Source organism: Kosakonia sp. H02 (assembly GCA_030704225.1).
Taxonomy (GTDB): domain Bacteria; phylum Pseudomonadota; class Gammaproteobacteria; order Enterobacterales; family Enterobacteriaceae; genus Kosakonia.
Window position 1 is genome coordinate 3389245 of the sequence record CP131915.1, and the last position, 22142, is coordinate 3411386.

Annotated in this window: 23 protein-coding genes; 10 read left to right on the forward strand and 13 right to left on the reverse strand. The window is 55.0% G+C overall.

Features of this window, described 5'->3' with window-relative positions; translation table 11 throughout:
- Positions 1-95: 95 nt before the first annotated feature.
- Positions 96-1571, reverse strand: a complete 1476-nt coding sequence (gene zwf, locus Q5705_15875; protein WLI76057.1) for a glucose-6-phosphate dehydrogenase — start codon at positions 1569-1571, stop codon at positions 96-98.
- A gap of 342 nt (positions 1572-1913) precedes the next feature.
- On the opposite strand from zwf, the gene Q5705_15880 reads away from it, so the two are divergent.
- Both Q5705_15880 and pyk read left to right on the forward strand, forming a co-directional pair.
- Positions 1914-2783: a MurR/RpiR family transcriptional regulator gene (locus Q5705_15880; protein WLI79043.1), complete on the forward strand. Its 870-nt coding sequence runs from the start codon at positions 1914-1916 to the stop codon at positions 2781-2783.
- 122 nt (positions 2784-2905) lie between these two features.
- Positions 2906-4348, forward strand: coding sequence for a pyruvate kinase (gene pyk / locus Q5705_15885; protein ID WLI76058.1), 1443 nt, complete (start codon positions 2906-2908; stop codon positions 4346-4348).
- 51 nt (positions 4349-4399) lie between these two features.
- Here pyk and lpxM read toward each other — a convergent pair whose 3' ends face one another.
- The 3 genes from lpxM to znuA form a co-directional block, all read right to left on the reverse strand.
- Positions 4400-5371: a lauroyl-Kdo(2)-lipid IV(A) myristoyltransferase gene (gene lpxM, locus Q5705_15890; protein WLI76059.1), complete on the reverse strand. Its 972-nt coding sequence runs from the start codon at positions 5369-5371 to the stop codon at positions 4400-4402.
- Between the two features lie 128 nt (positions 5372-5499).
- Positions 5500-6825, reverse strand: coding sequence for a murein DD-endopeptidase MepM (mepM, locus tag Q5705_15895; GenBank protein WLI76060.1), 1326 nt, complete (start codon positions 6823-6825; stop codon positions 5500-5502).
- Positions 6826-6840: 15 nt separating this feature from the next.
- Complete coding sequence (gene znuA / locus Q5705_15900) at positions 6841-7785, reverse strand: zinc ABC transporter substrate-binding protein ZnuA (GenBank protein ID WLI76061.1); 945 nt, start codon at positions 7783-7785, stop codon at positions 6841-6843.
- A 78-nt stretch (positions 7786-7863) separates the two neighbouring features.
- On the opposite strand from znuA, the gene znuC reads away from it, so the two are divergent.
- Together znuC and znuB are read left to right on the forward strand one after the other, a co-directional pair.
- Positions 7864-8619: a zinc ABC transporter ATP-binding protein ZnuC gene (gene znuC / locus Q5705_15905; protein ID WLI76062.1), complete on the forward strand. Its 756-nt coding sequence runs from the start codon at positions 7864-7866 to the stop codon at positions 8617-8619.
- A complete protein-coding gene (znuB, locus tag Q5705_15910; protein WLI76063.1) occupies positions 8616-9401 on the forward strand; it encodes a zinc ABC transporter permease subunit ZnuB in 786 nt (261 codons plus the stop codon). The genes znuC and znuB overlap by 4 nt, the downstream gene beginning before the upstream one ends.
- A 39-nt stretch (positions 9402-9440) precedes the next feature.
- Here znuB and ruvB read toward each other — a convergent pair whose 3' ends face one another.
- The 3 genes from ruvB to Q5705_15925 form a co-directional block, all read right to left on the reverse strand.
- Positions 9441-10451, reverse strand: coding sequence for a Holliday junction branch migration DNA helicase RuvB (ruvB, locus tag Q5705_15915; GenBank protein ID WLI76064.1), 1011 nt, complete (start codon positions 10449-10451; stop codon positions 9441-9443).
- Positions 10452-10459: 8 nt separating this feature from the next.
- On the reverse strand, positions 10460-11071 hold the full coding sequence (ruvA, locus tag Q5705_15920; GenBank protein ID WLI76065.1) for a Holliday junction branch migration protein RuvA: 612 nt from the start codon (positions 11069-11071) through the stop codon (positions 10460-10462).
- 97 nt (positions 11072-11168) lie between these two features.
- On the reverse strand, positions 11169-12050 hold the full coding sequence (locus Q5705_15925; GenBank protein ID WLI76066.1) for an SDR family oxidoreductase: 882 nt from the start codon (positions 12048-12050) through the stop codon (positions 11169-11171).
- Positions 12051-12145: 95 nt separating this feature from the next.
- Here Q5705_15925 and Q5705_15930 point away from each other — a divergent pair, with 95 nt between their 5' ends.
- The gene (locus Q5705_15930; protein WLI76067.1) at positions 12146-12967 is read left to right on the forward strand and encodes a helix-turn-helix transcriptional regulator; all 822 of its coding nucleotides are present in this window, start codon (positions 12146-12148) and stop codon (positions 12965-12967) included.
- Positions 12968-12991: 24 nt separating this feature from the next.
- On the opposite strand, the gene ruvC is transcribed toward Q5705_15930, so the two are convergent.
- The 4 genes from ruvC to aspS form a co-directional block, all read right to left on the reverse strand.
- Complete coding sequence (gene ruvC / locus Q5705_15935; GenBank protein WLI79044.1) at positions 12992-13513, reverse strand: crossover junction endodeoxyribonuclease RuvC; 522 nt, start codon at positions 13511-13513, stop codon at positions 12992-12994.
- Between the two features lie 165 nt (positions 13514-13678).
- Positions 13679-14419, reverse strand: a complete 741-nt coding sequence (locus tag Q5705_15940; protein WLI76068.1) for a YebC/PmpR family DNA-binding transcriptional regulator — start codon at positions 14417-14419, stop codon at positions 13679-13681.
- A gap of 147 nt (positions 14420-14566) precedes the next feature.
- On the reverse strand, positions 14567-15010 hold the full coding sequence (nudB, locus tag Q5705_15945) for a dihydroneopterin triphosphate diphosphatase (GenBank protein ID WLI76069.1): 444 nt from the start codon (positions 15008-15010) through the stop codon (positions 14567-14569).
- Between the two features lies 1 nt (position 15011).
- Positions 15012-16790, reverse strand: a complete 1779-nt coding sequence (aspS, locus tag Q5705_15950) for an aspartate--tRNA ligase (protein ID WLI76070.1) — start codon at positions 16788-16790, stop codon at positions 15012-15014.
- A gap of 266 nt (positions 16791-17056) precedes the next feature.
- On the opposite strand from aspS, the gene Q5705_15955 reads away from it, so the two are divergent.
- Genes Q5705_15955 through cmoB form a run of 5 tightly spaced genes read left to right on the forward strand, consistent with a single transcriptional unit; the run spans position 17057 to position 20635 of the window.
- Positions 17057-17623 carry a hydrolase gene (locus Q5705_15955; protein ID WLI76071.1) on the forward strand — a complete coding sequence of 189 codons (567 nt, stop codon included), beginning with the start codon at positions 17057-17059 and terminating at the stop codon, positions 17621-17623.
- Positions 17620-18438 (forward strand): DUF72 domain-containing protein, encoded by an 819-nt coding sequence (locus Q5705_15960; protein WLI76072.1) that lies wholly within the window; start codon positions 17620-17622, stop codon positions 18436-18438. Before Q5705_15955 ends, Q5705_15960 begins: the two co-directional genes overlap by 4 nt.
- A gap of 52 nt (positions 18439-18490) precedes the next feature.
- Positions 18491-18886 (forward strand): MAPEG family protein, encoded by a 396-nt coding sequence (locus Q5705_15965; GenBank protein ID WLI76073.1) that lies wholly within the window; start codon positions 18491-18493, stop codon positions 18884-18886.
- 40 nt (positions 18887-18926) lie between these two features.
- Positions 18927-19667, forward strand: coding sequence for a carboxy-S-adenosyl-L-methionine synthase CmoA (cmoA, locus tag Q5705_15970; GenBank protein WLI76074.1), 741 nt, complete (start codon positions 18927-18929; stop codon positions 19665-19667).
- The gene (cmoB, locus tag Q5705_15975) at positions 19664-20635 is read left to right on the forward strand and encodes a tRNA 5-methoxyuridine(34)/uridine 5-oxyacetic acid(34) synthase CmoB (protein ID WLI76075.1); all 972 of its coding nucleotides are present in this window, start codon (positions 19664-19666) and stop codon (positions 20633-20635) included. Before cmoA ends, cmoB begins: the two co-directional genes overlap by 4 nt.
- An 83-nt stretch (positions 20636-20718) precedes the next feature.
- On the opposite strand, the gene cutC is transcribed toward cmoB, so the two are convergent.
- Positions 20719-21462, reverse strand: coding sequence for a copper homeostasis protein CutC (cutC, locus tag Q5705_15980; protein WLI76076.1), 744 nt, complete (start codon positions 21460-21462; stop codon positions 20719-20721).
- A 69-nt stretch (positions 21463-21531) separates the two neighbouring features.
- Complete coding sequence (locus tag Q5705_15985; GenBank protein WLI76077.1) at positions 21532-22092, reverse strand: VOC family protein; 561 nt, start codon at positions 22090-22092, stop codon at positions 21532-21534.
- Between the last annotated feature and the right edge of the window lie 50 nt (positions 22093-22142).

A 22142-nucleotide genomic window follows, 5' to 3' on the forward strand; every position in this document is an offset into this window, starting at 1 on the left:
TGAATCCAGTCGGGGCTTTAAAGTTGAAAAATTGTCCGGATATCTGTGTTAGATCATGTTACCGGTAAAATTGCGCAACACAGAGCCTGCACACATCACTCAAATTCGTTCCAGGAGCGACCATCGCGCGTGATCATTGCCACCGAGGCAACCGGGCCCCAGGTACCGGCCTGATACGGCTTCGGCGAATCGTTGTCCGCCGCCCACGCTTCGGTAATCGAATCGACCCATTTCCATGCTTCTTCCACTTCGTCGCGGCGCACAAACAGCGCCTGAATGCCGCGCATCGTTTCCAGCAGCAGGCGCTCATAGGCGTCGGCCAGGTGCGTCTCGTTGAAGGTTTCGGAGTAGCTCAGGTCGAGTTTGGTGGTTTGCAGATTGTGTTTATGATCCAGACCCGGCACTTTATTGAGGATCTGAATATCCACGCCTTCGTCAGGTTGCAAACGAATCGTCAGTTTGTTCTGCGGCAGTTCCTGCCAGGACTCTTTAAACAGGTTCAGTTCCGGGTTTTTGAAATACACCACCACTTCCGAGCACTTGGTCGGCAGGCGTTTACCGGTGCGCAAATAGAACGGAACACCCGCCCAGCGCCAGTCATCAATGTCCACGCGAATGGCGACAAACGTTTCGGTATTGCTGGCCTTGTTCGCCCCCTCTTCTTCCAGATAGCCCGGCACTTTTTTGCCCTGGGCAAAACCGGCGGTGTACTGGCCGCGCACCGTTTTTTCACGCACGTTAGTGCGATCAATACGGCGCAGGGATTTAAGCACTTTCACTTTGGCATCACGAATACTGTCGGCGCTCAGATCGGACGGCGGCGACATGGCAATCATGCAGAGAATTTGCAGCAGGTGGTTCTGGATCATGTCACGCATCTGCCCGGCCTGGTCGAAATAGCCCCAGCGCCCTTCAATACCCACTTCTTCGGCGACGGTGATTTCCACATGATCGATAGTGCGGTTATCCCAGTTATTGACGAACAGGGAGTTGGCAAAACGCAGCGCCAGCAGGTTGAGCACCGTCTCTTTACCTAAGTAGTGGTCGATACGGTAAACCTGGCATTCTTCAAAAAACTCGCCCACCTGATCGTTGATTTCGCGGGAGGTTGCCAGCGACGTCCCCAGCGGTTTTTCCATTACCACGCGCGCCGGTTTGGCGTTAAGTTTCGCTGCGCCAAGCCCTTTACAGATGGCACCGAAAGTGCTCGGTGGCATCGCAAAATAGTTGATCGTGGTGCGGTTTTTCTGGTCAAGCATTGCGCCGAGGCGTTTGAAAGCGGCAGTGTCGTTGACATCCAGATTACAAAAATCCAGACGACTGCTCAGCTTGTCCCACAGGCTCTCGTCGATCTTTTCCTTCATAAAGGTCTCAAGCGCTTCGCGAACGACTTTGGTATACGCTTCTTTGTCCCAGTCGGCACGACCGACGCCAAGAATGCGCGTCTCTGCATGAATTTGACCGGCTTTTTCCAGCTGGTACAGGGAAGGCAGCAATTTACGGCGCGCAAGATCGCCTTTCGCGCCGAAAATGACCAGGTCACACGCCTGGGCTGTTTGTACTACCGCCATGTCATTCTCCTCAGTTGGCTATCCTGAAGCTTCAGTCCGCTTCAGTTGTAATTTTATTACAATGCACTGTACTGCTTTTACGTCATTCCCGAAACTATTAAGCTTTATCAGGACGTGCGTTATCAGGATGTGGCGAAAAAACTGTTTTACTGCCCTGATAAAGCTGGATATTTGCCCGAAGCTTAACGGTTAAAATCCGACGTCGATCATGTTATGAAAAAAAACTACAACATTTCATGTCGTGACTTACCTTTCTGCGCGACGCAGGGGTAATATCAAGCTAAATTGCGTTACGATTCCACTTATCGGTGTAATCGTTTTACCATGAGCGTGTTAACACCCATGAATATGCTGGAAAAAATCCAGTCCCGACTGGAACACCTTAGCAAATCCGAACGTAAAGTCGCGGAAGTGATCCTCGCCGCGCCAGATAACGCAATCCATTCAAGTATTGCTGCGCTTGCCCAGCAAGCGGATGTCAGCGAACCGACGGTAAACCGTTTCTGCCGCAGCCTTGATACCCGCGGCTTTCCGGATTTTAAACTGCATCTGGCGCAAAGCCTCGCTAACGGCACGCCCTATGTTAATCGAAATGTCGATGAAGATGACAGCGTTGAAGCCTATACCGGCAAAATCTTCGAATCCGCGATGGCAAGCCTCGATCATGTGCGTCAGTCGCTGGATATGGCTGCGGTTAACCGCGCCGTGGATCTGCTGACGCAGGCAAAGAAAATCGCTTTCTTTGGACTTGGATCTTCCGCTGCTGTCGCGCACGACGCGATGAATAAGTTCTTTCGCTTCAATGTGCCGGTGGTCTATTCCGATGACATTGTGCTGCAACGCATGAGTTGTATGAATTGTAGCGATGATGACGTCGTTGTGCTGATTTCACATACCGGCAGAACGAAAAATCTGGTCGAGCTTGCGCAACTGGCGCGTGAAAACGATGCCATGGTGATTGCCCTCACCTCCGCGGGTACGCCGCTTGCGCGGGAAGCGACGCTTGCTATCACGCTGGATGTCCCGGAAGATACCGACATTTATATGCCGATGGTTTCAAGACTTGCGCAACTGACGGTGATTGATGTGCTGGCAACCGGCTTTACTTTACGCCGGGGAGCAAAATTCCGGGATAACTTGAAGCGAGTCAAAGAAGCACTGAAAGAATCGCGCTTTGATAAGGAGCTGCTTATCAAAGACGATAGCCATTAATAGCCCATAAAAAAAACGGTAACATCTTACGCTATTCGGTCCGATGCCCCGCCTTAGCGAGGCGCTTACAACCGAATTCATGTTCACGCAACACCAAGTTGTTTCAGTCAACGGAGTATTACATGTCCAGAAGGCTTCGCAGAACCAAAATCGTCACCACCTTAGGCCCGGCCACCGACCGCGATAACAACCTTGAAAAGGTTATCGCCGCTGGCGCGAACGTGGTGCGTATGAACTTCTCCCACGGAACACCTGAAGATCATAAATTACGCGCAGATAAAGTGCGTGAGATTGCGGCAAAACTGGGACGTCATGTTGCTATCCTTGGCGATTTACAGGGACCGAAAATTCGCGTGTCCACCTTTAAGGAAGGCAAAGTCTTCCTGAATATTGGTGATAAATTCCTGCTCGACGCTAACCTGGGTAAAGGCGAAGGCGATAAAGAGAAAGTCGGGATTGACTATAAAGGCCTGCCTGCTGACGTCGTGCCTGGCGACATCCTGCTGCTGGATGATGGTCGTGTACAACTTAAGGTGCTGGACGTTCAGGGCATGAAAGTGTTCACCGAAGTCACCGTTGGCGGCCCGCTGTCGAATAACAAAGGGATCAACAAGCTGGGCGGCGGTCTTTCTGCTGAAGCGCTGACCGAAAAAGACAAAGCGGACATCGTGACCGCTGCGCTGATCGGTGTCGATTACCTGGCGGTCTCCTTCCCACGCTGCGGTGAAGATCTCAATTACGCCCGTCGTCTGGCGCGCGATGCCGGTTGCGATGCGAAAATCGTCGCCAAAGTGGAACGTGCTGAAGCGGTTTGCAATCAGGACGCAATGGACGATGTGATCCTTGCCTCCGACGTGGTGATGGTCGCGCGTGGCGACCTGGGCGTTGAAATTGGCGACCCGGAACTGGTCGGCATCCAGAAAGCGCTGATTCGTCGCGCACGTCAGTTGAACCGCGCAGTGATCACCGCGACGCAAATGATGGAGTCGATGATAACCAACCCGATGCCAACCCGCGCCGAAGTGATGGATGTCGCGAACGCCGTGCTTGATGGTACCGATGCGGTGATGCTCTCAGCGGAAACAGCGGCGGGTCAATATCCTTCCGAAACCGTTGCGGCGATGGCGCGCGTTTGTCTGGGCGCGGAGAAAATCCCGAGCATCAACGTCTCTAAACACCGCCTTGATATTCAGTTCGATAACGTCGAAGAAGCGATTGCGATGTCCGCAATGTATGCGGCAAACCATCTCAAAGGTGTAACCGCTATCATCTCCATGACGGAATCTGGCCGTACCGCGCTGATGACGTCGCGCATTAGCTCTGGTCTGCCGATTTTCGCCCTCTCCCGCCATGAGCGTACGTTGAATCTGACAGCGCTGTACCGTGGCGTGACGCCGGTGTACTTCGACAGTGCAAACGACGGCGTGACCGCCGCACACGATGCGGTCAATCTGCTGCGCGATAAAGGGTATTTGCTGTCAGGCGATCTGGTGATCGTGACCCAGGGTGATGTGATGAGCACCATTGGGACAACCAACACCACGCGTATTCTGACTGTCGAATAATTGCCATTCAGGAAAGTTAAAGGCCTCTCAGTGAGAGGCCTTTTTTATGGCTTATTTCTTTGGGAAGAGATCTTTACGCTTGTAGGGCTCGGTCTCGCCGGGCTTGCGCGTTTTCAACAACTTGAGGATCCAGGTGTACTGCTCAAGATGCGGGCCGACAAACGCTTCCACCTCTTCGTTCATACGCCGGGCAATGGTGTTGTCATCCACCGTCAGCAAATCATCCATCGGCGGTCGCACCTTGATGATTAAGCGGTGTGATTTAGCGTCGTAAACCGGGAACAGCGGCACCACACGCGCACGACACACTTTCATCAGGCGACCGATAGCGGGCAGCGTGGCTTTGTAGGTGGCAAAAAAATCGACGAATTCACTGTGCTCAGCGCCATGATCCTGGTCTGGCAGATAGTAGCCCCAATAGCCCTGGCGGATCGAATGAATAAAGGGTTTGATACCGTCACTGCGCGCATGCAGGCGGCCGCCATAACGCCGACGCACCGAGTTCCACACGTAATCGAGCACTTTATTGCCCTGATTATGGAACATCGCCGCAATTTTTTGCCCCTGCGACGCCATCAGCATTGCCGGAATATCCACTCCCCAGGCATGCGGAACGAGGAAAATCACTTTCTCGTCGTTGCGGCGCATCTCATCGATGATCTCCTGGCCCTGCCACTCCACGCGTGACTTAACCTTGTCCGGGCCGCGAACCGCCAGTTCGGCCATCAGCACCATCGCCTGCGGCGCAGTGGCAAACATCTCATCAATAATGGCTTCCCGTTGCGCATCGCTCTTTTCCGGGAAGCAGTAGGATAAATTAATCTGCGCACGGCGGCGGGCACTTTTACCGAAGCGCCCGGCCAGACGGCCCAGTTTGCCGAGCAGCGGATCGCGAACCGCAGGCGGGATCATCGCTGCGCCCATAAAAGCCAGTACACCAAGCCAGGCACCCCAGTGGCGCGGATGGCGAAACTCACTCTCAAATTCCGGAATGTACTCAATGTTATTTTTTTTCGTTTCCATGCAGCGTCCGCAGGCCAAAGGTAAATCAAAAAGATAATGGGATAGTGTAGCGATGCCTCATCTTTCACACAAAAGAAAAAGCCGATGCGAAGACGGCATCGGCTTTAGACGCACCTTTGTTATACAAATCAGTCAATGCGCAGTTGCGGCAAGACCTCTTTAACCTGTGCGAGGTAATCTTTACGATCCGAGCCGCTCAGCCCTTCGGTTCTCGGCAGTTTCGCCGTTAACGGGTTGACCGCCTGCTGGTTAATCCACACTTCGTAATGCAGGTGCGGGCCGGTAGAGCGCCCGGTGTTGCCCGACAGCGCAATACGATCGCCGCGCTTCACTTTCTGCCCTGGTTTCACCAACAGCTTACGCAGGTGCATATAGCGCGTGGTATAGGTGCGCCCATGACGGATAGCAATATAGTTGCCTGCCGCACCGCTGCGTTTCGCGATAACCACTTCACCGTCACCGACAGCGAGCACCGGCGTCCCCTGCGGCAGGGCGAAATCGACACCTTTGTGCGGTGCTACGCGCCCGGTCACCGGGTTCAGGCGGCGCGGATCAAAGTTGGAGGAGACGCGGAACTGTTTCGAGGTCGGGAAACGCATAAAGCCTTTCGCCAGACCCGTACCGTTGCGATCGTAGAACTTGCCGTCTTCGGCACGAAACGCATAGTAATCTTTGCCATCAGAACGCAAACGCACGCCCAGTAACTGGCTCTGTTCCTGCTTGCCTTCCAGCATTTCGCGGGACATCAGCACGGAGAACTCGTCGCCTTTTTTCAGCTTGCGGAAGTCCATTTGCCACTGCATGGCTTTAATGACTGAACTCACTTCACCACTGGTTAAACCGGCTTCTTTGGCGCTGGAGACGAAACTTCCGCCGACAGTGCCTTTCAACACCGCATTCACCCAGTCGCCCTGCTGCATTTCACTGCTCATTTTGAAACCGTTTTCGCTACGATCGTAGGTGCGGGTTTCGCGGCGCGACATCTCCCAGGTCAGGCGTTGCAGATCGCCATCCGCCGTCAGTGTCCAGGAGAGCTGTTGACCAATTTTCAGGTTACGCAGTTCTTTATCGGCAGCGGCAAGCTGGGTGATATTGCCCATGTCAATGCCGTACTGATTCAGAATGCTGCTCAGCGTATCGCCGGTAGATACCACATATTCATGGACACCGGCTTCATTGGCGGTCTTCTCGTCCAGTTCATCCTGCGGGATATCATCGACATCGTCCGCACCAGACTGATCGATAGGCTCACTGGCTTCAGGAAGCAGAGAACGGATCTCGTTTTTCGGTAACTCGATTGCTTTCACAATCGGAGTTGTGGATTCGGGGTGATAAACATAAGGCCGCCAGACGGCGACGGTGAGTGTCAGTACTGTAAGCGACCCCAGCATAACGCGGTGGGGTCGGGGCAGATTATTAAATGCCAGAGCGACAGAGCGGGCTATCTGTTGCACGTATTCACTTCCTCGTTATTCTCCTTTCAGGCAGCTCGCATACTGGTGAGAGAGTTGGGTAAGGAACTGGGGATAGCTCTCTTTACCTAACTTGATACTGATGCCAAGTGGATCCAACGTTCCCATTCGAACGGATGTCCCTCGTGCGACAGCTTCAACGACCGCTGGCCTGAACTGTGGCTCAGCAAAAACGCACGTTGCTTTTTGCTCAACCAACTGTGTTCGTATTTCATGTAAACGCTGCGCACCAGGCTGAATTTCAGGATTGACGGTAAAATGACCCAGCGGAGTCAGCCCGTAGTGTTTTTCAAAGTAGCCATAGGCGTCATGAAAAACGAAATACCCCTTCCCTTTCAGCGGTGCCAGCTCGTTACCGACCTGCTTATCGGCCTGGGCTAATGATGCCTCAAATGCCTGTAGGTTGGCGTCAAGCCTGGCTCGACTTTGCGGCATAACTTCCACTAATTTATCGTGGATTGCAACCGCTGAGAGCCGCGCAATCTCAGGGGAAAGCCACAAATGCATGTTGTATTCACCATGATGGTGATGTTCGTCACCTTTTTCATCGTGGTGATGTGCGTCATGGTTTTCATGCTCATCTTCATCCGAGCCTTTCATGAGCAAAGATTTCACGCCATCAAGTTGCGCCATCACCACCTGTTTTTGCGCAGGCACTTGCTGCGCAGAGCGCGCCATAAAGGCTTCCATCTCCGGGCCAACCCAAAAGAGTAAGTCCGCGTTCTGTAAGCGTTTTACATCAGATGGGCGCAACGAGTAATCATGCTCAGATGCGCCATCAGGCAACAAGACTTCGGTGGTGGTCACGCCATCAGCAATGGCCGAAGCGATAAAGCCCAGCGGCTTCAGGGAAGTGACGACGGCAGCGTTAGCGGATTGTGCTAAACCTGTAATAAGTGCTACTGAAACCGCAGCGCAAAGAAGCGTATTTTTATGTAACATAATGCGACTATTCATCGTAATGGGTGGGTGGAATGTGATATTATAACATTCGACACTTTGCGCAACCCCTTAAATGCTATGACGAATCTTGTAACGCTCGAAAATATCACTGTCGCATTCGGCCAACGCCGCGTCCTGTCTGACATTTCATTGAATTTGCGTCCCGGTAAAATTTTGACGCTTCTCGGCCCAAATGGCGCGGGAAAATCCACGCTGGTGCGTGTAGTGCTGGGGCTGGTAGCACCCGATTCCGGAGTTATCAAGCGCGACAAATCCCTGCGCATCGGCTATGTGCCGCAAAAATTGCAGCTTGATGCAACGCTGCCGCTGACCGTTGGACGGTTTATGCGCCTGCGCCCCGGCACAAGCAAAGAGGATATTCTCCCGGCGCTAAAACGCGTTCAGGCGGCACATCTGATTGATGCCCCGCTGCAAAAACTCTCCGGCGGCGAAATGCAACGCGTTTTACTCGCCCGCGCGCTGCTTAATCGCCCGCAGTTGCTGGTGCTTGATGAGCCGACCCAGGGCGTGGACGTTAATGGTCAGGTCGCGTTGTACAACTTGATCGATCAGTTGCGCAAAGAGCTGGAGTGCGCCGTCCTGATGGTCTCTCACGATCTGCATCTGGTGATGGCGAAAACCGATGAGGTGCTATGCCTGAATCAGCATATTTGCTGTTCAGGGACACCGGAAGTGGTTTCCATGCACCCGGAATTTATCTCCATGTTCGGCCAGCGCGGCGCAGAACAACTTGGTATTTACCGCCATAATCACAATCACCGCCACGATCTTCAGGGCCGCATTGTACTGCGTCAGGGTAACGGACACTCATGATTGAATTACTTCTGCCCGGCTGGCTGGCCGGGATTATGCTTGCCTGCGCCGCCGGGCCGCTGGGCTCTTTTGTCGTCTGGCGACGGATGTCCTATTTCGGCGACACGCTGGCACATGCTTCTTTGCTCGGCGTCGCCTTTGGTCTGCTGCTGGATATTAATCCGTTTTACGCAGTGATTGCCGTCACCTTGCTGCTCGCCGCCGGGCTGGTGTGGCTGGAAAAACGTCCTCATCTGGCGGTTGATACATTGTTGGGGATTATGGCCCACAGTGCGCTGTCGCTCGGCCTGGTCGTGGTCAGTTTAATGTCAAATATCCGCGTGGATTTGATGGCGTATCTGTTCGGCGATTTGCTGGCCGTCACGCCGGAAGATCTTGTTGCTATCGCCTCCGGGGTGGTGCTGGTGCTGGGGATCCTGCTCTGGCAATGGCGCAATTTGCTGTCGATGACCATCAGCCCGGAGCTGGCATTTGTCGATGGCGTCAAATTGCAACGCGTAAAACTGCTGTTGATGCTGGTCACTGCCCTGACGATTGGTGTAGCAATGAAATTTGTCGGTGCGCTGATTATCACTTCTTTGCTGATTATCCCCGCCGCAACGGCGCGACGCTTTGCGCGCACGCCGGAGCAGATGGCTGGGGTAGCAGTAGGTGTGGGAATGATTGCCGTCACCGGCGGGCTGACTTTTTCGGCGCTTTACGATACGCCCGCTGGCCCGTCCGTGGTGCTGTGCGCGGCGGTGTTATTTATCTTCAGCATGATGAAAAAACCCGCCAGTTGAACCTTGCAGCCAGCGCCGCCATTAGCGAACGCTGGCGCTTCAGGGCATTTCCGGCGGCGTAATGCCAAAGTGGTTCCACGCCCTTACCGTCGCCATTCGCCCGCGCGGCGTACGTTGCAAAAAGCCTTGCTGGATCAGATACGGCTCAAGCACGTCTTCAATCGTTTCACGCTCTTCACCAATCGCTGCGGCAAGGTTATCCAGCCCGACCGGGCCACCAAAGAATTTGTCGATAACTGCCAGCAAGAGTTTGCGGTCCATATAGTCGAAACCCTGCGCATCAACATTGAGCATATCCAGCGCCTGAGCAGCGATGTCCGCCGTGATATCGCCGTCATGCTTCACTTCGGCAAAATCGCGTACGCGGCGCAGTAGCCGGTTAGCAATACGCGGTGTGCCGCGCGAACGACGCGCCACTTCCAGCGCCCCCTCTTCGCTCATCTCCAGCCCCATATAGCGCGCGCTACGGCCAACAATATGTTGCAGATCGGCAACCTGATAAAACTCCAGTCGTTGCACGATACCAAAGCGATCGCGCAGCGGTGACGTCAGTGAACCGGCGCGGGTGGTTGCGCCAATCAGGGTAAACGGTGGCAGATCGATTTTAATGGAGCGCGCCGCCGGGCCTTCGCCAATCATGATATCGAGTTGGTAATCTTCCATTGCCGGATAGAGCACCTCTTCCACAACCGGTGAGAGGCGGTGAATTTCATCGATAAACAGCACATCATGCGGTTCAAGGTTGGTGAGCATAGCGGCCAGATCGCCCGCTTTTTCCAGCACCGGGCCGGAGGTGGTGCGCAGGTTGACGCCCATTTCGTTGGCAACAATATTCGCCAGCGTCGTTTTACCAAGGCCAGGCGGGCCGAAGATCAGCAGATGGTCCAGCGCGTCACCGCGCAGTTTCGCCGCCTGAATAAAGATCTCCATCTGGGAGCGAACCTGCGGCTGACCGATATACTCATCGAGCATTTTAGGACGGATCGCCCGATCCGCGACTTCTTCTACAATTGTGCTGGCGGCGGCAACCAGGCGGTCTGCTTCAATCATCCTCTACCTCACAATGCCGCGCGCAGCGCTTCACGGATCAGGGTTTCACTGTTGGCGTCCGGACGGGCGATTTTGCTTATCATCCGGCTGGCTTCCTGAGGTTTATAGCCCAGCGCCACCAGCGCGGCAACCGCTTCTTGTTCTGCGTCATCTGTTGCCGGGCTTGCAGGTGAAGTCAGTACCAGATCGGCGGCTGGCGTAAAGAGATCGCCATGCAGGCCTTTAAAGCGGTCTTTCATCTCAACAATCAGGCGCTCTGCCGTTTTCTTACCGATGCCCGGCAGTTTGACCAGCGCTGCGGGATCTTCGCGTTCAACGGCGTTAACAAATTGCTGCGCCGACATGCCGGATAAAATCGCCAGCGCCAGCTTTGGCCCTACGCCGTTGGTTTTGATCAGTTCACGAAACAGGGTGCGTTCTTGTTTGTTGTTAAACCCGTACAGCAGTTGCGCATCTTCACGTACCACAAACTGAGTGAAGACGATTGCCTCTTTGCCGGCGTCCGGCAATTCATAGAAACAGGTCATCGGCATATGGACTTCATACCCTACGCCCCCGACTTCCAGCACAACCAATGGGGGTTGTTTTTCTACAATGATGCCTCTGAGTCTGCCTATCACGTGACGCTCCTGCGTTAAAGGCTTAAAGGAATGCTGTATCATAAAAAAAGGCTGGATAGATATCCAGCCGATTATTCAGGAAAAACGCGAGGGTGATTCAGGAATTAGCGTAATATTCTGCATCGCTCAGGTCGGTTAATAAATCCCGCTCTGTGGGTTGCCAGCCAAGCGCCTTGCGCGTCTGCTCACTCGATGCCGACATATCAGTTGCTGCGAAGGCGGCAAACCAGCCGAAATGCGACGCCTCACGCGGCTCTGCGGGCACGCCGAGCATCTTACCAATGGCTATAGCAATCTCGCGCATGGCAATCCCTTCTTCAGCCACCGCATGGTAGACCGGCTGCGTAACGCCGCTTTCCAGCGCCAGGCGGTAGACTTTTGCCGCATCGAGCCGGTGAACCGCCGCCCAGCGGTTGTTCCCGTCACCAGGCCAGGCAGAAACGCCCGTCTTTTTCGCCAGGGCGATAAGAATCGGGATAAAACCGTGATCGCCCACGCCGTGCACGGTCGGAGCCAGCCGCACGCTGGCGGCACGCACGCCCTGCTGAGCGAGCAATAGTGCCGCCTGCTCTGAGCGACGCAGATAATCCGGACCGCTGGCGGGTTTATCCTCTTCCGTTGCCGGACGCCCTTGTACCAGCCGCGCCAGGCCAGACGTAACCAGCAAAGGGCGCGAGCTACCTGACAGCGCCTGCCCCATCACTTCAATAGCGCGCTGGTCTTGCGCACAATTTTCCGCAAAGCGGGAAAAGTCATGGTTGAAGGCGGTGTGGATCACCGCATCGGCTTTTGATGCTGCGTCAAACAACACCTGACTATCGTCCAGCGTCCCGTGTACCACTTTCCCACCCGCGGCAATCAGCGCCTGCGCTTTGTCCGCATTTCGCGCCAGACCGCTCACCTGATGTCCTGCGGCTAATAACTCTGCCGCCACTTTTGCGCCAACCCAACCGGTCGCGCCCGTCAGAAAAACATGCATGCGTGTGCCTCCTGATGTTGACTCGCGCCGCTATCCTGCTAAATATCCGGGATGGGGAAAAGTAGTGACGTTATCGTGGTATAAGGACTAACAGGATGCAGAGCGTGAAAGACCTTGGCAGTTACCTGAAATCCCGCCGGGCGCAGCTTGATCCGCATGCGCTGGGTTTTCATACCGCACGCAGACGCACGCCAGGCCTGCGACGTGAAGAAGTGGCACATCTGGCATGCATTAGCGCAACCTGGTACACCTGGCTTGAGCAAGGTCGCGGCGGCACGCCGTCGGCGGAAGTGCTGGAGCGCATTTGTCAGGCGTTACGCCTGAGCGGGCGGGAGCGCGAATATGTTTTCCATCTGGCGCTTGGTCGCGCACCGGGCGTGCACTATACAGCTGCCGGCGCGGTGAGCAATAGACTACAAAAAGTGCTTGATAATATGCCGCTTAGCCCGGCGATGATCCGTAACGCCACCTGGGATGTTCTCGCCTGGAATAGCGCCGCCACGGTGGTGCTGGCTGATTACGCCACCCTGCCCGTGCAAGAGCGCAATATTATGCGCCGTATTTTTCTCAATCCGCAGGTACGTGACGCCCAGGGAGACTGGCAAGGGCTGACGCGTTTTCTGGTGGCGGCATTTCGCGCAGAGGCTACGCGCGCGGGTGCGTCACAGGAGATCCAGCCGCTGGTTGAGGAGTTAAGCGCGGCGTCGCCGGTGTTTGCCAGGCTTTGGCAGAACAACGATATCGAGGTGATGGGCGAAGGCACGAAAGTCCTGTTTCATGGCAGCGTAGGCAAGCTGTCGCTGGAGTATTCAAGTTTTTCCGTTGAGGGGCAGCCCGATCTGACCATGGTCGTGTATAACCCTTCGGGTGAGGAAGACGAAGAGAAAATCCGTTCGTTGTTACAGCAGAAGGGATAAAAAAGCGCCGGACTACGGCGCTTTTTAGCGCAATCGGCCACGCGCGAGGTTAAGGCGCGAGCTGCTCACCTGTAAGGCGTTCTGGCTGACATGACAATGGGTAATGGCAATTGCCAGCGCATCGGCGGCATCGGCCTGCGGGTTAGCAGGCAGTTTTAGCAAGTTACGCACCATATGCTGCACCTGGCTTTTTTCCGCACTGCCAATCCCCACCACCGTCTGTTTTACCTGACGAGCGGCATATTCAAACACCGGCAGATCCTGGTTGACGGCAGCAACGATGGCGACACCGCGCGCTTGCCCCAGCTTCAGCGCTGAGTCGGCATTTTTCGCCATAAATACCTGCTCAATGGCAAAAAAGTCCGGCTGGAACTGGGTGATGATTTCCGTCACGCCTGCGTAAATCAGCTTCAGGCGCGACGGTAAATCGTCGACTTTTGTGCGGATGCAGCCGCTGCCCAGGTAGGTCAGTTGCCGCCCCGTCTGGCGAATAACACCATAACCGGTGATGCGTGAACCCGGATCGATCCCGAGAATAATCGCCATCATGCATCTCCGCTTAACATAACAACCTATCCAACGCTTGATACCCTAAATATTTCAGTTCACAGGAAGGCGGCCACGTAGTGCATCCCCAGGAGCGTAGATGTCCTACGTGACTGGGGTGCGCGAGGAGAGCCAACGCCCCTGTGGGCTGAAAGATGACGGGTATCACAGGGTTGCCGCAACCTCGTCGGAGATCTCACCATTGTGATAAACCTCCTGCACATCGTCGCAATCTTCCAGCATATCGATGAGACGCAGCAGTTTCGGCGCGGTTTCCGCATCCATGTCCGCTTTGGTGGATGGGATCATCGACACTTCAGCGTTGTCGGCTTTCAGACCGGCTGCTTCCAGCGCATCGCGTACGGCGCCCATCTCTTCCCAGGCGGTGTAGACGTCAATGGCGCCGTCATCATAGGTGACCACATCTTCAGCACCGGCTTCCAGCGCCGCTTCCATGATGGTGTCTTCGTCGCCCGCATCAAAGGAGATAACGCCTTTTTTACTGAACAGGTAAGCCACGGAGCCGTCAGTACCGAGGTTGCCCCCGCATTTGCTGAAGGCATGACGCACTTCGGCAACGGTACGGTTACGATTGTCACTCAGACATTCCACCATTACCGCAGTGCCGCCAGGGCCGTAACCTTCATAAATGATGGTTTCCATGTTCGCGTCGTCATCGCCGCCCACACCGCGCGCGATAGCACGGTTTAAGGTATCGCGGGTCATGTTGTTGGCCAGCGCTTTATCGACCGCCGCGCGCAGACGCGGGTTGGAGCCGATATCACCGCCGCCCAGACGCGCTGCGGTAACCAGCTCGCGAATGATTTTGGTGAAGATCTTACCGCGTTTGGCATCCTGTGCAGCTTTGCGGTGTTTGGTGTTGGCCCATTTACTGTGACCTGCCATAGAAAACTCTCCAGAAAAGCCATTTCCCGTCGCCTTTCAGCCCTCAGGTGTGTTGGCAGCGCCCGCTCGCACCGGTCACTTACTTATGTAAGCTTCCGGTGACTCCCGAGCTTGCCGCCTTCCTGAGAACTGAAATTCTTGGGAAAATTAATTGGCATTGATTATAAATTCTTCAATCGCTTGCCGATTGCTCCACGATTTGGTCAATGCCGCCGCAGCGGGCGCATCAAGCCAGCGGTAGGCCAGATGTTCTGTGAACACAATCGGGCGCTCGTGGGGCAACGCTAAACAAAACCAGGATTCGGTATTGTGCGTAACGCCCGGCGCATAGCGATGACGTAAATGACTAAAGATTTCAAACTCCACCGTGCGCTGACAGTCAACTAAGGACAGTTGCTCATGCGCAACATCAATGTTGACCTCTTCCTTTACTTCACGCGCGGCGGCCTGCGACGCGGTTTCACCGGGTTCCAGGCTGCCGGTAACCGACTGCCAAAAATCAGGATCGTCGCGTCGCTGCAACATCAGCACCCGTTTTGTGTCCTCGGCATAAATCACTACCAGTACGGAAACGGGATGCTTAAAGGACATCTTATTTACTCTCCGGCGTCTCTTTTTTGATAACAGAGATACCCAGTTCAGCCAGCGAAGCCGGGTTGGCAAAGCTTGGCGCTTCTGTCATCAGACAGGCTGCCGCCGTGGTTTTCGGGAAAGCGATAACGTCACGGATATTATCCGTGCCGGTCAACAACATGGTCAGGCGATCCAGACCAAACGCCAGGCCCGCGTGCGGCGGTGTACCGTATTTCAGCGCATCCAGCAGGAAGCCGAACTTCTCGCGCTGTTCCTGCTCGTTAATGCCGAGAATGCCGAACACCGTCTGCTGCATTTCACCGCTGTGAATACGCACCGAGCCACCGCCCACTTCATAACCGTTGATCACCATATCGTAGGCGTTGGCAATCGCCGTTTCCGGCGCGGCTTTCAGTTCAGCCGGGCTCATATCACGCGGCGAAGTGAACGGGTGGTGCATCGCCGTCAGGCCGCCTTCGCCGTCGTCTTCAAACATCGGGAAGTCGATGACCCACAGCGGAGCCCACTTGCTTTCGTCGGTCAGGTTCAGGTCTTTACCCAGTTTCAGACGCAGCGCGCCCAGCGCATCGGCAACCACTTTTTTGTTGTCCGCGCCGAAGAAAATCATGTCGCCATCCTGCGCGCCGGTGCGCTCAAGGATCGCGCTCACGATGGCGGCGTTAAGGAATTTCGCCACCGGGCTGGTGATCCCGTCGAGACCTTTTGCCGCTTCATTAACCTTGATATACGCAAGGCCTTTTGCGCCGTAAATTTCGATAAATTTGCCGTAGTCGTCAATCTGTTTACGGCTAAGTTGTGCGCCACCTGGCACACGCAGTGCAGCAACGCGGCCTTTTGCATCATTTGCCGGGCCGGAGAAGACTTTAAATTCGACATTTTTGAGCAGGTCAGCGACGTCCACCAGCTCCATCGGGTTACGCAGATCCGGCTTATCGGAACCGTAACGGCGCTCGGCTTCAGCAAAGGTCATGATCGGGAATTCGCCCAGATCGACGCCGCGGATCTCCTGCCACAGCTGGCGAACCAGCGCTTCCATCACTTCACGCACCTGCGGCGCGGTCATAAAAGAGGTTTCCACATCGATCTGGGTAAATTCCGGCTGGCGGTCAGCACGCAGATCTTCATCACGGAAACATTTTACGATCTGGTAGTAACGGTCGAAGCCGGACATCATCAGCAGCTGTTTGAACAACTGCGGTGACTGCGGCAGGGCGTAGAATTTGCCTTTATGTACGCGGCTCGGCACCAGATAGTCGCGCGCGCCTTCCGGCGTGGCTTTGGTCAACATCGGCGTTTCGATGTCGAGGAAGCCGTGGTCATCCATAAAACGGCGCACGAAGCTGGTGATTTTCGCGCGGGTTTTTAGACGCTGCGCCATTTCAGGGCGACGCAGATCGAGGTAGCGGTATTTCAGACGCGCTTCTTCGGTGTTGACGTGATTGGAGTCCAGCGGCAGAACGTCGGAACGGTTGATAATCGTCAGTTCGGTGGCGAAGACTTCGACTTCACCAGTCGCCATATCTTTGTTGGCGTTTTTGCCTTCGCGGGCGCGAACAGTACCGGTAATCTGAATGCAGAACTCATTACGCAGTTCAGAGGCGAGCTTGAACGCATCCTGACGGTCCGGGTCGAAAAACACCTGCACGATGCCTTCACGATCGCGCATATCAATAAAGATAAGGCTTCCGAGGTCACGACGGCGGTTGACCCACCCACAAAGCGTTACTTGCTGTCCCACATGGGACTGATTGAGCTGCCCGCAATATACTGTACGCATGAGATATCCCTTAATTCGCTGCGCGCGACCTGTCACCTGCGGTGCAGGCGCTTTGGTGGCAGCTATTTTCGTATGTCACATCTGGATGAAAAAAGGGGGCTATTATACTGGAAATAATGACCCACGATAAGCCCGCGACCGACTGTACGCACGTTTGCTGCGCGCTTATTGCGCATTCTCACAAAATTTAACAAAAATTGTAAACCGTGGATCGCGGCAGAACGCGTAAGGTAACGCCCGACATCGTTCATTTTACTGGAGTTATTATGCTTGAGCTTAACGCAGAGAAAACCGCGCTGGTGGTTATCGATTTACAGGAAGGCATTCTGCCTTTCGCCGGTGGTCCGCACACGGCACAAGACGTGGTCAAACGCGCTGCGATGCTGGCGGATAAATTCCGCGCGCATGGCGCGCCGGTGGCGCTGGTGCGTGTTGGCTGGTCGTCAGATTTTGCTGAAGCGCTGAAGCAGCCCGTTGATGCGGCAACGGGCGGTCACGCACTGCCAGACAACTGGTGGGTTTACCCGGCCGCGCTGGGTAAAAAAGAGAGCGATATCGAAGTCACCAAACGTCAGTGGGGTGCATTTTATGGCACCGATCTGGAGCTACAACTGCGCCGCCGCGGTATTGATACCATCGTGCTGTGCGGGATTTCGACCAATATCGGCGTCGAATCCACCGCCCGCAACGCCTGGGAGATGGGCTTCTCGCTGGTGATTGCGGAAGATGCCTGTAGCGCGGCTGACGCCGAGCAACATCAGGGCAGCATGAAAAATATCTTCCCGCGTATTGGCCGCGTGCGTAGCACGGACGAGATCCTGAGCGCGTTATGATCTACGTTGGCTTGCCGCAATGGTCGCACCCGAAATGGGTGCGTCTTGGCATCACCAGCCTTGAAGAGTATGCCCGTCACTTTAATTGTGTCGAAGGCAACACCACGCTGTACGCGCTGCCAAAAGCGGAGATTGTCGCGCGCTGGTATGAGCAAACCAGCGATGATTTTCGCTTCTGTTTCAAGTTTCCCGCCACCATTTCGCACCAGGCGGCGCTGCGCAATTGTGCCGGGCTGACGAGCGAATTTTTCACCCGCATGGCGCCGCTGGCAAACCGGATTGGCCAATATTGGTTACAGCTCCCGGCTACCTTCGGCCCACAAGATTTGCCCGCGCTGTGGGCGTTTCTCGATGCGCTTCCGGCGGAATTTACGTACGGGGTTGAAGTCCGCCATCCGGGCTTTTTTGCCAAGGGCGAAGATGAGAAAGCCCTGAATCAGGGGCTGCATGCCCGCAATATCAACCGTGTGATCCTTGATAGCCGCCCGGTACACAGCGCCAGGCCGCACAGCGTGGTTATCCGTGAAGCGCAACGCAAAAAACCCAAAGTGCCGGTTCACGCGCTGCTGACCGCCCACCATCCGATGGTGCGTTTTATCGGCAGCGACGATATGCAACAAAACCGCCAGCTCTTTAACGTCTGGTTAAACAAGCTGCCGGAGTGGGAAAAAACCACCACGCCTTATCTGTTTTTGCATACCCCGGATATCGCTCAGGCCCCGGAACTGGTGCAAACCTTGTGGCCGGAGCTGCAATCCGTGTTGCCTGTCGTCGGTGCCACCCCTTCCCTGCCGCTGCAATCTTCTCTTTTTTGAGTACAGCACCTATCATTGGTTAGCCATCGCCGTAACCGAAAAGGGAGTTTGTATGGTAAGCGCGCTCTATGCCGTGCTGGGTGCATTGTTACTGATTAAGTTTTCTTGTGACGTTATCCGTCTGCGTTTGCAGTATCGCGTGAGCTATGGCGACGGCGGATTCAGTGAATTACAAAGCGCTATTCGTATTCATGGCAACGCGGTGGAATACGTTCCTATCGCCCTTCTGCTGCTACTCTTTATGGAGATGAACGGCGCACAAAACTGGATGGTGCATCTCTGCGGGCTGCTGCTGTTGACGGGTCGTGTCATGCACTACTACGGCTTTCATCATCGGCTGATCCAGTGGCGACGTTCCGGCATGAGCGCGACCTTCTGTTCGCTGTTGCTGATGGTGCTGGCGAATCTGTGGTATATGCCCTGGGAGTTGGTTTTCTCCCTGCGTTAGCGCACAATACGCCCCTTTGTTTTCCCGGATATTTACAACTATGTCTCACCGCGACACGCTTTTTTCCGCGCCTATCGCCCGCCTCGGCGACTGGACATTTGACGAACGGGTAGCTGAAGTCTTCCCGGATATGATCCAGCGTTCCGTTCCGGGTTACTCCAATATTATTTCGATGATTGGCATGCTGGCGGAGCGCTTTGTCCAGCCCGCCACGCAGGTCTACGATCTTGGCTGCTCGCTTGGTGCAGCAACGCTTTCCGTCCGCCGCAATATCCATCAGGACGGCTGTAAAATTATCGCCGTCGACAACTCCCCCGCAATGGTGGAGCGCTGCCGCCGTCATATCGACGCTTATAAAGCGCCGACGCCGGTCGAGGTTATCGAAGGCGACATCCGCGATATTGCAATCGAAAACGCCTCGATGGTGGTGCTCAATTTCACCCTGCAATTTCTCGAACCGGATGACCGCCTGAAGCTGCTGCAAAAAATCTATCAAGGGCTGAACCCCGGCGGCGCGCTGGTGCTGTCAGAAAAATTCAGTTTCGAAGACCACACTGTCGGCGAGCTGCTGTTTAACATGCACCATGACTTCAAACGCGCCAACGGTTACAGCGAGCTGGAGATCAGCCAGAAACGCAGCATGCTGGAAAATGTCATGCTGACCGATTCCGTTGAAGCTCATAAAGCACGCCTGCATACTGCCGGGTTTGACCATAGCGAACTGTGGTTCCAGTGCTTTAACTTCGGTTCGCTGGTGGCATTAAAGGCGGTTGCGCCATGATCGAGTTTGGCCGTTTTTATCAGCAAATTGCGACCGGCAACCTCGCCCACTGGCTGGAAACATTACCGGCGCAAATTGCCGCCTGGCAGCGCGAAACCCTGCACGGTCAGTTTAAACAGTGGAACAACGCGGTGGAGTTTTTGCCCACCATCACGCCGGCAAAGCTGGATCTGCTGCACAGCGTCACGGCGCAAAGCGCGGAGCCCTTAAGTGCCGGTCAGTTAAAAGGGATGGAAACGCTGCTGCGCAATCTGATGCCGTGGCGCAAAGGGCCGTTCTCCCTGTATGGCATTGATATCGATACCGAATGGCGTTCCGACTGGAAATGGGAGCGCGTGCTGCCGCATCTGTCAGATTTGCGCGGTCGGACAATTCTTGATGTCGGCTGCGGCAGCGGTTATCACCTGTGGCGCATGATTGGCGCAGGCGCACAGTTGGCGGTCGGCATCGATCCGACCCAGCTTTTCTTGTGCCAGTTCGAAGCCGTGCGCAAGTTGTTAGGCGACGATCGCCGCGCACATCTGCTGCCGCTCGGTATCGAACAGCTTCCGGCGCTGAATGCCTTTGATACGGTGTTTTCAATGGGCGTGCTCTATCATCGCCGCTCGCCGCTGGAGCATCTGTGGCAGTTGAAAGATCAGTTGGTAAAAGAGGGCGAACTGGTGCTGGAAACGCTGGTGGTTGAAGGTGACGAAAACACCGTGCTGGTACCGGGTGACCGGTATGCGCAAATGCGCAACGTCTACTTTATTCCCTCTGCGCTGGCGCTGAAAAGCTGGCTGGAAAAATGCGGTTTTGTTGATGTGCGCATTGCCGATATGTGCGTGACCCGCACCGAGGAACAGCGTCGCACGTCGTGGATGGTCACAGAGTCGCTGGCAGATTTCCTCGACCCGGGAGATAACAGTAAGACCGTGGAAGGCTACCCGGCACCGCTGCGCGCGGTGTTGATTGCCCGCAAACCGTAGACAAAAAAAGGCCCCTGTTAATGGCAGGGGCCTGGTACAAGCAAACATCACATTGGGCGACATGATGCGCGGTAAAAACTGGTTTAGCGGCCGTGACGCGTGATCATCTGCTTCATCAGAGCCACGGCTTCTTTGTCAACACCGTAGCGGGCATACTCATCCGCATTTACGTCTGATGACATCGATAATCCTGTATTGCGATAGCGCATTGGCGACGGTATCCAGCGCCCCGCTGAACTGTGTACTTCTTTCACCCCGGCGTTGAGAAAGATACCAAGGTTCTCCGCACGCACACCTGCGCCAGCCATGATGATTGGAACACCGGACAGAGCATTTAGTTCCCTGATTAATGAAACTCCTTTTTCTGCCGAAGACTGCTGACCGGACGTCAGAATGCGCGCGACGCCTAATTCAGCAAGGGTTTCAATCGCCTGACGCGGATCGGCGCACATATCAAACGCGCGATGAAATGTCACCGACATGCCCTCTGCGGCGCGCATAATTTCGCCCATCCGGGCGCTATCGACATTGCCGTCTTCATCCAGCACGCCGGTGACCAGCCCCGGAAAGCCCAACTCGCGCATGAAATGAATATCGTCAAGCATGGCGCGAAACTCATCGTCGCGATAACAAAAATCGCCGCCGCGCGGGCGCACAATCGGGTGCACCGGAATGGTGACCGTCTGGCGTATGGCTTTCAATGCCCCGGCAGAAGGGGTTAACCCGCCCTCTTTCGGCGCGGCGCAAAACTCAATCCGGTCGGCTCCGTGCTGCTGCGCTATTCGCGCGTCGTCAACGCTGTAACAGCAGATTTCCAGTAATGTCATGACTCCTCCTTTTTTCATCATCGCACGCTTGCGCAAAGGCAGATCTGCGCGCCTTCACACCCTTGCATTTCACTGCTCGCTGGCGACAATTTCTTCTATGCTCCACGGGTGAAATTTCACCGTCACTTGTCCGTCCGTTACCGCCAGAGTTGGGTTGGGCAACCGTTCATGCTCTCCCTTCGGTGAGCTGGTTTTTACTGCTATCCCCGGCTGGCTTAACCCTTCATCGGCCAGCAGCGCCAGTGCGCGTGCATTCAGCGTTTCCACCTCGCCTGGCAGCACGATTTCGATATGTTCCCAGCCTTCGTGCGGGTAGCGTTTTTCCCCCGGCCACGGCAGTTCAATGACCGTGAAGGTCCAGTGGGCAACGCAGACTGGTTCGTGCAACTTAAACAAGCAAATCGGCCGACCGTTGATGATATTTTCCGACAGCAATTCACCACACTGTTCAAAACCGCGCCGCCAGCGTTCCGCCATCGCGTTTTGGTGGCAGCGCAGCGAAATATGGTCGGCGTTTAAGGGTGCGATATTTAACCCCAGGCGGGTAGTCAAATTTTGCAATTTGTCGGCAAAATGCGGCAAATCTTCCGCAATATCCTGCAACTCTTCGATTGTTTGCCAATGGCTCATAACGGTGCTCGCAACTCATAACAAAGCGCATAATCTACCGTGTTATGCAG